Origin of the sequence: Parabacteroides sp. AF17-3, from assembly GCF_003635445.1 — a bacterium.
In the GTDB taxonomy this organism is placed as follows: Bacteria; Bacteroidota; Bacteroidia; order Bacteroidales; family Tannerellaceae; genus Parabacteroides; species Parabacteroides goldsteinii.
Genome location: NZ_QTMM01000002.1, coordinates 20,315 through 33,114 on the forward strand (window position 1 = coordinate 20,315; position 12,800 = coordinate 33,114).

The 12,800-nt window shown below is 45.4% G+C and carries 11 protein-coding genes; 4 read left to right on the forward strand and 7 right to left on the reverse strand.

The features are described from left to right. Positions 1-40: 40 nt before the first annotated feature. Positions 41-739 carry a M48 family metallopeptidase gene (locus tag DWW91_RS02385; protein WP_122327072.1) on the reverse strand — a complete coding sequence of 233 codons (699 nt, stop codon included), beginning with the start codon at positions 737-739 and terminating at the stop codon, positions 41-43. Positions 740-851: 112 nt separating this feature from the next. On the opposite strand from DWW91_RS02385, the gene gpmI reads away from it, so the two are divergent. Both gpmI and DWW91_RS02395 read left to right on the forward strand, forming a co-directional pair. Further along, a complete protein-coding gene (gpmI, locus tag DWW91_RS02390; protein ID WP_122326859.1) occupies positions 852-2,375 on the forward strand; it encodes a 2,3-bisphosphoglycerate-independent phosphoglycerate mutase in 1,524 nt (507 codons plus the stop codon). A gap of 121 nt (positions 2,376-2,496) precedes the next feature. Continuing rightward, positions 2,497-3,090, forward strand: a complete 594-nt coding sequence (locus DWW91_RS02395; protein WP_044215136.1) for a DUF3109 family protein — start codon at positions 2,497-2,499, stop codon at positions 3,088-3,090. 171 nt (positions 3,091-3,261) lie between these two features. Here the strand turns inward: DWW91_RS02395 and DWW91_RS02400 are convergent, their stop codons facing one another. After that, entirely contained in the window at positions 3,262-4,227 is a 966-nt protein-coding gene (locus DWW91_RS02400; protein ID WP_010800789.1) for a GNAT family N-acetyltransferase, read from the reverse strand. Between the two features lie 12 nt (positions 4,228-4,239). Beyond that, entirely contained in the window at positions 4,240-5,067 is an 828-nt protein-coding gene (locus tag DWW91_RS02405) for a 1-acyl-sn-glycerol-3-phosphate acyltransferase (RefSeq protein WP_009859904.1), read from the reverse strand. A gap of 453 nt (positions 5,068-5,520) precedes the next feature. Between DWW91_RS02405 and DWW91_RS02410 the strand changes: the two genes are divergently transcribed. Next, positions 5,521-7,074 carry a sensor histidine kinase KdpD gene (locus DWW91_RS02410; protein WP_046146140.1) on the forward strand — a complete coding sequence of 518 codons (1,554 nt, stop codon included), beginning with the start codon at positions 5,521-5,523 and terminating at the stop codon, positions 7,072-7,074. Positions 7,075-7,076: 2 nt separating this feature from the next. Then, the gene (locus DWW91_RS02415; protein ID WP_005861388.1) at positions 7,077-7,808 is read left to right on the forward strand and encodes a response regulator transcription factor; all 732 of its coding nucleotides are present in this window, start codon (positions 7,077-7,079) and stop codon (positions 7,806-7,808) included. 135 nt (positions 7,809-7,943) lie between these two features. Here DWW91_RS02415 and DWW91_RS02420 read toward each other — a convergent pair whose 3' ends face one another. From DWW91_RS02420 to ftsA, 4 genes are all read right to left on the reverse strand, one after another. Next, positions 7,944-9,365: a carbon starvation protein A gene (locus tag DWW91_RS02420; RefSeq protein WP_122326860.1), complete on the reverse strand. Its 1,422-nt coding sequence runs from the start codon at positions 9,363-9,365 to the stop codon at positions 7,944-7,946. Between the two features lie 217 nt (positions 9,366-9,582). Continuing rightward, positions 9,583-10,035, reverse strand: a complete 453-nt coding sequence (locus DWW91_RS02425; RefSeq protein ID WP_009859907.1) for a GatB/YqeY domain-containing protein — start codon at positions 10,033-10,035, stop codon at positions 9,583-9,585. Positions 10,036-10,056: 21 nt separating this feature from the next. After that, the gene (ftsZ, locus tag DWW91_RS02430) at positions 10,057-11,424 is read right to left on the reverse strand and encodes a cell division protein FtsZ (protein WP_010800793.1); all 1,368 of its coding nucleotides are present in this window, start codon (positions 11,422-11,424) and stop codon (positions 10,057-10,059) included. Positions 11,425-11,454: 30 nt separating this feature from the next. Beyond that, a complete protein-coding gene (gene ftsA, locus DWW91_RS02435; protein WP_122326861.1) occupies positions 11,455-12,798 on the reverse strand; it encodes a cell division protein FtsA in 1,344 nt (447 codons plus the stop codon). Between the last annotated feature and the right edge of the window lie 2 nt (positions 12,799-12,800).

Consider the following 12,800-nt stretch of genomic DNA (forward strand, 5'->3'; position numbering starts at 1 on the left):
ACCGGTGCATGCCTTGCACTTCGGGCGGAGCAGGAAGGTGTTACAGTATAGAGTATTTCTTCAACTCCTGACGGAGCATTAACGCCCTGTTTTCCGTTATCTCATTCAGGAGTTTCCAGAAACGGTCGCTGTGGTTCATCTCCACCGTATGGCAAAGTTCGTGAAGCAGGACGTAATCGATCAGATGCCAGGGAAGCAACATGAGCGAAAGGGAGAGATTGATACTTTTACGCGTACTGCAACTTCCCCAGCGGGTTTTGCTGTTCATGATCCGTACGCTCGTGAAAGTCAATTTATACCGGTCTGCCAACGTCTTCAGACGGTTCGGCAACAGACGTTTTGCCTCATGCCGCAATGCCTTCTCCAGAAAACCTTTCAATATGAGCTGAACCTCGTCCGATTCAAACCGGGTTTCCAGCGGGCAGGCGATATGCAGGATACTGTTATCCAATTTCATATAAAAATTTGCACGTTCCGTCCGGAAAATATGTAGCAGGAAAGTAGTTGTTTCCAATCTGGCAGTTTCATTCAGCAACGGACGTGCCGGATGCTTTTTCAGAGCGTTCAGAAGTTTTTGCCGGTTCTCTTCAATAAAGGACAACATTCTCCCCTCATCACCCCCGACCGGCATAGTGGCAGTGATCATTCCCTTTGATATTTTCAGCGTATAACGGGTAGCTCGCGGGGCAGTACGGAGAAGGATGGTTCCCAGATCGTTGTCGTATATCTTCTTTTCCATATCTACCTGCAAAAGTAATACTTTAAAGGCAAATAATATTACATCAGAAATGCTTATCTTTGCGCCCGGTATTAGATATTTAATAAGTATAAACAATATAAACAAGGCAATCATGAGCAAGAAAGCACTTTTACTAATCTGCGATGGCTGGGGAATCGGCGACCGTGGTAAAGATGATGTAATCTACAACACTCCCACCCCTTACTGGGACGAACTGTTGAAAACATACCCAAACTCTCAGTTGCAGGCTTCCGGCGAAAATGTTGGTTTACCTGACGGACAGATGGGTAACTCGGAAGTTGGCCACCTTAATATCGGTGCCGGCCGCATCGTTTACCAGGACCTGGTGAAGATCAATATCGCATGCCGCCAAAACACAATCCTCGATAATCCGGAAATCAAACGTGCTTACAGCTACGCCAAAGAAAACGGCAAACAGATCCATTTCATGGGACTGGTTTCCGACGGTGGTGTACACAGCTCATTGGAACACCTGTTCAAACTGGCGGATATCGCCAAAGAATACGGAATCGACAAAGCATATGTTCATTGCTTTATGGACGGTCGCGACACGGACCCGAGAAGCGGTAAAGGCTTTATCGAACAGCTGGAAAATCACCTGCAAACAACAGGCGGAAAGATCGCTTCCATCATCGGCCGTTACTATGCAATGGACCGTGACAAACGTTGGGAACGCGTAAAAGAGGCTTACGACCTGATCGTGAACGGCACGGGTAAACCTTGCGAAGACATGGTTCAGGCAATGGAAGAGTCATACGCAGAAGGTGTAACAGACGAATTTATCAAACCGATCGTACACGTAGAAAACGGTAAGCCGGTAGCGACTATCGAAGAAGGTGACGTTGTGATTTTCTTCAACTACCGTAACGACCGTGCCAAAGAACTGACAGTCGTCCTGACTCAACAGGATATGCCGGAAGCCGGAATGAAAACTATTCCGAACTTGCAGTATTTCTGTATGACTCCGTACGATGCTAGTTTCGAAGGCGTTCATATCCTGTTCGACAAGGACAATGTAGAAAATACACTGGGCGAATTTCTGGCATCAGTCGGTAAAACACAGCTGCACATTGCCGAAACAGAAAAATATGCACACGTTACTTTCTTCTTCAACGGCGGACGCGAAACTCCGTTCGAAGGTGAAGACCGTATCCTGGTTCCGTCTCCGAAAGTGGCCACTTACGACCTGAAACCGGAAATGAGTGCTTTCGAGGTAAAAGACAAACTGGTTGAAGCCATCTACACAAAGAAATATGACTATATCGTTTGTAACTATGCAAATGGCGACATGGTAGGCCACACCGGCATTTACTCAGCCATCGAAAAGGCTGTTGTTACTATCGACGCTTGCCTGAACGACACAGTCGAAGCAGCTAAGGCTAATGGCTACGAAGTAATCATCATTGCCGACCACGGTAATGCCGACCATGCTTTGAACGAAGACGGCACACCCAACACTGCTCACTCTTTGAATCCTGTTCCATTCGTTTATGTAACAGAAAACAAAGACGCTAAAGTTGAAGACGGTATCCTGGCAGACGTTGCTCCTTCAATCCTTCATATCATGGGGCTGAAGCAACCGAAAGAAATGACAGGAAAATCATTGATCAAATAATTATTGTACCAATAGTAACTTTTCCCCTCTTGAGAGGGGGCAGGGGGTGTGTAAACTTCAATAACAAACCCTCATGTCCTCCCTGAAGAGGGGTATTTATTACCTCTTCCCTGATAACAAAATGATCCAAATAGACGACACCCTGGTCAGCCTGGACCTGATCGAGGCAAATTTCATCTGCGACCTTGCCCAGTGCAAAGGCATTTGCTGTGTGGAAGGTGATTCCGGTGCCCCGCTTGAGAAAAGCGAGATTGCCAAACTGGAGAAAGCGCTTCCGGTCGTATGGAACGACCTGTCACCCGAAGCCCAGGCAATTATCAACAAACAAGGCGTAGCCTATATCGACTGCGAAGGTGATATCGTCACCTCCATCGTTGACAACAAAGATTGTGTATTTACCTGTTATGACAGCGACGGTACTTGTAAATGTGCTATCGAGAAAGCCTACCGTGAAGGGAAACTGTCCTTTTACAAGCCGGTATCCTGCCATCTCTATCCTGTCCGTGTAACCCAATACAAAGACTTCCGGGCTGTCAACTACGACCGTTGGAAAATATGTAAAGCGGCAGAAATATTAGGACAAAAAGAGAAACTACCCTTATATAAGTTCCTGAAAGAACCGCTTATCCGCAAGTTCGGCGAGAAATGGTATGAAAGTCTGGTCGAAGTAGCTGAGGAGTGGAGAAAACAAAAGGAACAGGAAAAATTGGGTTAGTGCCAATAATAGATGTGCCTGTTTATGGAACACGGATAACGTGTCTTCTGTCAGACTATAGTATAAAGACTGTTTTTGACGTCCTCATAAACATTTTCAAGGACCTCATAAACATTCACGAGGGCGTCAAAAACATTTATGAGGCCCTCGTGAACAGAAATCATCCCTAGGTTATTCCGCTTTTCTTATCAGATCAGCCGTCTGGCCTTCCTCTTTCAGATAAGTTTCTATATGACGTTTTTTCTTGTCTTCCAGAATCTCATTGATCGCAATCAGGATACCGGTCTCTTCCACATCCCCAAATTCATGGTTGATGGCCGTCCCGAACACGCGCATCTTCGGTGAAAGGCTCATATAGGCATTCACCAGCGGCGGCACATTGATACCGAATTTACGTACTTCCTGATTCAATACCTTATAATTGTCCTTGAAGTTATCATAACGGAACAACTCCTTCATCTTCTCTATGTCCGTATCGGTTTCCAACGGATAGACCGGAGTCACCAGCTTATCCGCATCCGGAAAGTGCATCCCCAGAAAATAAAGAATCATATTACGTGCTTCCGTATTATACGTATTATACATCGTCACCTTCCCGAAATAATATTGCAAACTCGGATCGACTACCGACAAAGCTCCCAATCCATCCCACAAATTATCCAACACAAACAATCCTTTTGCGCCAGCACGTGTAGACTGATATTCCAAAGTAACGAAAGAACGGCCCAACTCGACCGTATAAGGGAGGAACTCTTTATTAAACTTTTCCGAGAAATTGAACAGATGCGAAGTAGCCAACATCGGCTTCCCGTTCTCATCGAACTTGACATCCGAACCGCACAGGAAACGGTAACCGCCCAGGATCTGCTCATCTTCCGGACTCCAGACAATCAACTGCCGATAAGCGTCCTCCATCGTATCGAACTCGTCGATATCTACCGGGAACCCCGTTCCCCCACCATAGTAACGAAATGCGATTTCCCGCAGACGCCCGATCTCCTGCATCACATGGGGAGCGTCGTGGGCTGTAACAATATATATTTCATTGTTTGACTTATTCGTGCTGCGGAGTTTCTTTTCTTTCGTCAACTCCGACTTCAGAAGAGCACGATCAGTCGGCTTAATAATGTCTTGCATATATTATAGAGTCTATGTTTTCCTGAGATTATAAGCAAGTTCCTTCACCCACTCGGCCCATTCGACCGGCTTCTTGCTGCTATCGAAAGTCTGCCACGGGACAGGCTTGCCAAAATGGATACGGAACGTTTTATGCTTAGACCGGAACATTTCATCCGGCAAATAAATCATTTCATAGTTCATCTTTATACCCAACCTCTTGCGCAGATTTGCCAACCGATAGAAGAAATTAGAGTTTCTTCCTTCGAAATATACTGGAACGACATCCCGCTGATGTTCGACTGCCTTCTGGATAAACGATTTCTTCCAGTCGGTATCCTGTATCTGTCCGTTTATCTTACGCGAACAAAGTCCTGCGGGGAACGTCACGATCTGATTTTCGGAAGCATAGGCCTCGTCGATCAGCCGGGCATTGTTTTTACCCTGCGCACCATGTTTGTTGATAGGGACAAAGATGGACCTTAGATTTGACAAGTAGAGAAGCAGGTCATTGACCAAGTAACGGATCTTTCCGTCATAATGCTGTCCGATCACTGCCGAGAGGCAGATACCGTCAAGCCCTCCCAACGGATGGTTGGAAGCAAAAATATAGCGGCCTTCCGCCGGGATGTTCTCTTCGTTCACCAGTTCCAGGGTCAGGTCAAAATAACCGATCAGTTCCTGCATAAAATCAACCCCATCCTTATCATGATAACGGGTTAGGATATCATTCAGTTCGTCCTGATGAATGGTACGGATCAGATAATTGACAATAAAACCGGGTATTTTACCGGCCACGGAGGGCGCTTTCTGCTGTAATACCTGTTTTACATCAATTTGTGTAATACCTTCTTGTGCCATCTTGCATAACTCTTGTCAGCAGCAAAGATATAGCTAATAATTAAATTTGAATGCATTCGGCAAAAGTTTTTAAGAAGTTTCAAGTACTTAAGTCATATGTTCTTTACTGCCGGATAAAATAAAACAGCACCTGTATCCGTTATACATTATACTATCTGACGCGTATGCACGAACATGGAGATGCGAATTCTTCCATCGGAATTCATATTTTTTGCATAAGTTGAAACAAAATAATCAATAATTATGTTTTTATAGACAGAAATGAAGATGCATATATATACACAGACAGATGTTAATTAGCATAAACGGTTGTTTTAAAAGACAATAAGAAGAAAACCGGAGTACCAGGTAAACCTTTTTTAATATAAACAGCCCGCTATTTTTACCTTTTTTGTGTAAATATTAAACTAAAATGAGCGTTATTTGTTCTGTTAAAAAGAGAAAGTATTTAGAATGAGGAAATCTACGATTTGGTTACTCGCAGTTGTGATGGCATTTGCTTTTGCTGGTTTGCTTTTCCTACAGGTTAAGTACGTGAGCATCATACTCAAAAAAAGCAGCGAGCAATTCAATGAAACAGTCAAAAGAAGCCTGCACCAGGTCTCAAAAAACCTGGAGTTGGATGAAACGCAGAGATATCTGGAAGAAGATCTTAAGCGTGACGAGAGTTATTATCTGCAAAATAACCAGGATCCCCAAGAGATTACTCAGACAATCACCCTGCAGAAATCACAAATAAAGGACGCCAACGGTAATATACTGCAAATAGATCAGCTACACAGTTTCAGTCAGAAATTCGAACCGCTGTCATCGCTGGACAAAAAACAAACGTCCAATAATATTATCAGTACTTCCCAGGATCTGCAAAAAACACTTATGCGCCGTCTTAAATATCAGAATGCTTTGATGCAGGAAGTTTTGGTGAATATATTAAATACGGCAAACCTTAAACCGATTCAGGAGCGTGTCGATTTTAAGAAGTTGAACAATTACTTAAAATCAGAATTTATTAACAATGGTTTGAACCTGCCGTTCATATTTTTTGTTATAAACAAAGACGGGAAAACCGTGTACCAGAGTGGGGAAATAAAGAAGGAACCTATTGCGTCTGATATAATTACGTACGTATTGTTCCCGAACGATCCTCCCTCAAAACTGAATTATCTGAAAGTATACTTCCCTACAAAAGGTGACTATATTTCAAGTTCTGTAACATTTATTGTACCGTCTGTTCTTTTCTCGCTGATACTGTTGGTAACATTTATCTTTACCATATATATTGTATTCCGCCAGAAGAGACTGTCAGAAATGAAGAACGACTTTATCAACAATATGACGCACGAGCTGAAAACTCCGGTTTCCACTATCTCGCTGGCGGCACAGATGCTGAAAGACTCGGATATAACGAAAAGCCCCGATGTATTCAAACATATATCAGGCGTGATAAATGATGAAACGAAGCGATTAGGCTTCCTGGTTGAAAAAGTGCTTCAGATGTCGTTGTTCGAACGGCAGAAAGCAGCATTCAAACTGAAAGAAGTAGATGCAAACGACCTGGTGATCAGCGTAGCGAACACCTTCGTCCTGAAAGTAGAAAAGTATGATGGCTCACTCGACATTGACTTGCAGGCAACCGATTCGTCCATCTACGTAGATGAAATGCATATCACCAATGTATTGTTTAACCTGATGGACAACGCAGTGAAATACCGCCGTCCGGAAGTGCCGCTTACATTGATGGTAAGAACCTGGAACGACAACAACGGAAAGTTGCTGATCTCCGTTGAAGACAATGGTATAGGAATCAAGAAGGAATACCTTAAGAAAGTATTCGACCGCTTCTTCCGCGTACCGACAGGGAATGTACACGACGTAAAAGGTTTCGGTTTGGGACTGGCTTACGTCCGTAAGATTATCGAGGACCATAAAGGTACGATCCGTGCTGAAATGGGACCCGGAAATGTAGGAACAAAATTTATTATTACTTTACCTCTTATAAAAAGTTAGTTATGGAAGAAAAACTGAAAATCTTCTTTTGTGAAGACGACGAAAACCTGGGTATGCTATTAAGAGAATACTTACAGGCAAAAGGTTATGTAACAGATCTTTTCTCTGACGGAGAAGCTGGTTACAAAGGTTTCACCAAAGGCAAATATGATCTTTGCGTATTAGACGTGATGATGCCGAAAAAAGACGGTTTCACTCTTGCACAGGAGATCCGTTCTATAAATCCTGATATTCCAATTATTTTCCTTACTGCAAAGACGATGAAGGAAGATATTCTGGAAGGATTCAAGATCGGTGCAGACGACTATCTGACAAAACCGTTCAGCATGGAAGAACTCTTGCTTCGTATCGAAGCAATCCTTCGCCGTGTGAAAGGCAAGAAGATGAAAGACATTCCTTTCTACAAGCTGGGTAATTTCTTATTCGATACGCAGAAACAAACACTGGCTATCGGTGACAAAGTGACTAAGCTGACTACTAAAGAATGCGAACTGCTGAGCCTGTTATGTGCTCATGCGAATGAAATTCTGGAACGTAATTATGCACTGAAAACTATTTGGGTAGACGATAACTACTTCAATGCCCGTAGTATGGATGTGTATATCACTAAACTTCGTAAACTGTTGAAAGATGATCCCGGAATCGAAATCATCAACATCCACGGTAAGGGTTACAAACTGATCACTCCTTCAGGAGAAGAACAGGCCCGCGAAGAAGGTATCCAGGTACTTTAATGAACATATCCCGGAGAATAGCCGCCAAAAGCGGATTCTTCGGAAGATAAAATAAGAAAGGCATTGCTGCTCGAAAGAGTTGGCAATGCCTTTTTTATGTTGGTTGAATACTTGCTCCGGAAGCAACAGTCCGAGTTAATAATCTACTGTTTTATTTTTCTTTTTCCACCAAAGGAATGTCACCAGAGTTATAGCGGTGATGATACAGCCGATAGTTTGTGAAACAGTAACATCCATTCCCAGACCTTCAGGGGCGACAAAGATATAAGTCGAACAAACGGCTGTCATAAACAGGGCCGGAATCAGGGTGACAATATACAGTTTTTTGGAACGTGCCAGAAAAACTGTCAGTGCCCAAAGGGTAAATACAGCCAACGTCTGGTTTGTCCAGGCAAAATAACGCCAGATCATATCGAAACCGTCCTTATCTTTCAGGCTATAGAGCAATATGCCGATCGCCACAATAAACAAAGGTATACAAATCACCAGACGGCTTACCATGCTTTTCTGTTCCTTATGCAGGAAGTCGGCTACAATCAAACGGGCCGAACGGAATGCCGTATCACCGGAAGTGATCGGAGCGGCAATAACTCCCAGGACAGCCAGGATACCTCCGACCGTACCGAGCCATTCTTTAGTGATGCTATCTACAATTACAGCAGCATTACTTTCTCCCATCCCGTTATTATGATAGAAATAAGTTGCGGCAGCCGCCCAGATCAGAGCAACAATACCTTCTGTGATCATCGCACCAAAGAAGACGGGACGTCCCATCTTTTCGCTCTTGATGCAACGGGCCATCAACGGACTTTGTGTCGCATGGAACCCGGAAATAGCTCCGCAGGCAATACTTACAAACATGATCGGGAAAATAGGTAGATTCTCCGGATGCTTATTGGCTAACCCGTCCGTCAACTCAGGCAGGGGAGGATGATTCACAAACAACATCACCAGAATGCCGACTGCCATAAACAGCAGGGCTGCGGCAAACAACGGATAAATCTTTCCGATGATTTTATCAACCGGTAACAAAGTAGCCAAGATATAATAGATAAATACCACGAATATCCAGAATGTAGCATCAAGATACTCCGGTGTCAGCTTCGCCAGTAAACCGGCCGGACCGGCTACAAAAACGGCACCGACCAATATCATCAAGACCACAGTAAAGCCGCGCATGAATTGTTTGAAGTTATTTCCGAGATAACGTCCGATAATCTCCGGGAGACTTTCCCCGTTATGACGCAATGAAAGCATTCCCGCCAGGTAGTCATGGACAGCTCCGGCAAAGATCGTCCCCAGGACTATCCACAGGAAAGAAGCCGTACCGAACTTTGCGCCCATAATAGCACCGAAGATCGGACCAAGGCCGGCAATGTTCAGAAACTGAATCATAAAAACTTTCCAGGAAGACATCGGAATGTAATCGACTCCGTCCTGATGGGTGTAAGCTGGGGTTGTACGGGAAGGGTCCACCCCGAAGATACGTTCTATAAAAGAACCGTAGATAAAATAGCCGGCAATAAGAGTTGCCAGGCAGCAGATAAAGGTTATCATTATAAAGAGTTATTAGAATGTTGGTCTATTCAGAAAAGGATATTTATCGATACACAAACGGGATATCCTGATGGTTTAGTTAGTATAAGATATGAACTACCTTGTCCCCGTGCTTGACACGGGGTCGCAGAAGGACCGGCAGTATATAGGATACGGTTTGTGCCTTTGCGATCCCGTGTCAAGCACGGGAACGGGATAGCTCAATTCTTTCTAAATATCAGCTATTCAGCAAACGTTTTACCGTTTCAGAGATAGCACGTCCTTCCGCTTTACCGGCAAGGGCTTTAGAAGCTACGCCCATAACCTTGCCCATGTCTTTCGGGCCGGCAGCACCTACCTGGGCAATGATGGCCTTTACCTCAACTTCCAGTTCTTCGGCTGTCATTTGCTTCGGAAGGTAAGTTTCAAGCACTTTTACCTGCGCCAGTTCGGCTTCAGCCAGATCGGCACGACCTTGCTGAGTATAAATTTCAGCTGAGTCTTTGCCCTGTTTTACCAGCTTCTGAATAATCTTCAACGCATCGGCATCCGTCAGGGTATCGTTGGCACCCGGAGCTGTCTTAGCTTCCAGGAAGAACTTCTTTACATTTCTCAATGTTTCGAGGGCAACTTTGTCTTTTGCCTTCATTGCGTTTTTAATGTCTTCGCTGACTTTTTCAAACAAATCCATATCTAATTTCTTTTTTAAGAATTATCGGAAACTTATCACCTGCTTACCGCCCGTATCGGGTTTCTTCCCTTCGCTACGCGGCGCCGAAGGAGTCGTTGTCGCAGAAGATGAAACCGGGATCTCGTCACCCATCACTTTGGAACGGGCACGGGCAATCACCTTCGGGTCACGGTTATAAGTAGGATTATCTTCGATCAGAGCGATCAGGGCATCGTCGTCCAGTTCATCCTGATTCAACACAACCGCTTTTGCACGGGCTGCCACACGGCGCATACGCTGACCGGAAGCTCCGTAATATTTGTCGATCAGGTCTTTTTCGGCACGTTCCTTGTTCAGGCGTTCTTCTTCCAGGCGCAGTTCCTCTTCGGTCATGCGGCCTTGCTCGATCTGACGCTTTTCGGCGATCTGAGGAATGTCTTCCATACCGAAACCGGTGGCTAGGATAGTCATTTTGACTTTCGTCCCTAATGTATTGTCGATTGCCGTACCCCAAATCACTTCGATGTCACGTCCGAAGCGTGACATGAAATCGTGTACGTCATTCATTTCTTCCATACGCAGCTCAGCCTCTTCGCCAAACGATACGTTGAACAATATCTTTTTAGCATTGAACACGTCGTTGTTGTTCAGCAGCGGAGAGTTCAGAGCATCTTCTATTGCCTGGCGCACACGACCTTCCCCTTCACCGAAACCGTTACTCATAAGAGCTACGCCACCATCTTTCATAGTGGTATTGACATCGGCAAAGTCGAGGTTGATAATACCCGGAAGAGTGATGATCTCGGCAATGCTCTTAGCGGCAATGGTCAAGGTATCATCGGCTTTTCCGAAAGCATTCGTCATGGTCAAGTCGGAATATATTTCACGAAGACGTTCGTTGTTGATAACCAGGAGGGCATCCACGTTCTTGCTGATCTCTTCCACCCCGTTCAACGCTTGGATGATTTTGCGTTCACCTTCAAAGACGAAGGGGATTGTAACGATACCGACCGTCAGTATTCCCATATCCTTGGCAAAACGAGCGATTACCGGAGCGGCTCCCGTTCCCGTACCACCACCCATACCGGCAGTGATAAAAACCATCTTGGTACCGTCGCTCAGCATCTTGCGGATATCTTCCATACTTTCCTCGGCAGCCATCATGGCCCGTTCGGGTTTGTTTCCGGCTCCCAGTCCCTGGGTGATGTTACGCCCCAGAGGCACTTTGACCGGCACGTCCGAGCGGTTCAGTGCCTGGTTGTCGGTGTTACACAGAACGAATGTAACATCATGTATACCTTCTTTGTACATGTGGGTAACAGCGTTACCACCACCGCCTCCAACACCAATTACTTTGATGATCTTAGGAGTATCTGTCGGATAATTGAAACTTAATATTGTGTCGTCCATTGTCTTCCGGTTTTATTACATTCGCTGTTGTTACTTTATATCGTCTTCGTCATCAAACAAACCCTTACCAAACGTGTCTATACTTTTGGTGAGGCGTCCAAACAAGCCGGGACCTTTCTTCTTCTCCGGTTTCTTCTTAGGTGGCTCAGGAGTCTTTTTAGGTTCTTCCTCAACCGGCTCTTCTTTCTTCTCCGGTATAGGATCTACCTTAGGCGGTATATAAAGGGCACAGTTTATTGTTCCTCTTGCCAGCAAACCAACAGCAACGGCATATTCGGGATTGTTGGCAATCATTTCCCCGCTTTCCACGATACCCTTACGCACGGCAGAATAACGCACGTCCATCTTCAGACGTTCGCGGATCACCTCCGGCAGGTTCTTCAGAGCGGCACCACCACCGGTGATGATGATACCCGCACCAAGCGAGTTTATCAGGCCGGTTGCTTCAAGGCGGGCATATACATTTTCGAGAATCTCCTTCATACGCGCCTCGATCACATTATTGAGGTCGGCGAGTTTGATCTCGCGCAATCCCATGCCATCGGCAGAACTTACCTGAATGCTCAAGTCATTATCTTTCTCCATCTGGGCACTGCCGTAGGTCAGCTTTACACGTTCTGCTTCGGCTTCTACCAGATGGAGACTGGTGATATCGCGGGTAATCAAATGGCCTCCGAAAGGAATGACGGAGAGGTTCACCAGCTGTCCGGCTTTATAGACCGTCAGCGTAGTCACTCCGGCACCGAAACCGATCAGGGCACAGCCCAGGTCCTTTTCATTGTCGGTCAGCACCACATCAGCCAGGGCCAGCGGCGAAACGACAATGTCGGCAATTTCTATTCTGGCACGGTCGGCAATACTGTTGATTACATAACGTTTCAACGAAGGCCGTCCGACAATCAGCTTATAGCGAGCTTCAATCCGGGTACAGGGAATGCCAACCGGATTAGGTTCAGGTTTATCGTCTAAAAAATAGGTAGGAGAAACGGCAGCCAGCACATCCAGCATATCCGGATGATAATTGCGGCATTCCTCATACAGGCCGCTGATGACCTCTTCCGTCACCACCCCGTCGGTACCCAATATCCGGGGAACGGTATGGTCGATAGAGCGCAGCGACTGCCCGCCGATGCCGACATAAACCTTTCCGATGCGGGCACCGCCAAGTTTATTTTCCAGCTTCAGGATGAGTCGTTTGATCTTATTTGCTGTTTCTTCCACATTATATACACATCCTCTTCGTATACAGGTAGCGGAGTTCTCAACTTCGTAGGCAATAATCGAGAGAGCTCCCGTCGGGCTCTTCGTTCCTACCATACCGACCATGTGAGAAGAGCCAAGGTCGATGGCTGCTATAAAGTCTGTGTATGCCATAT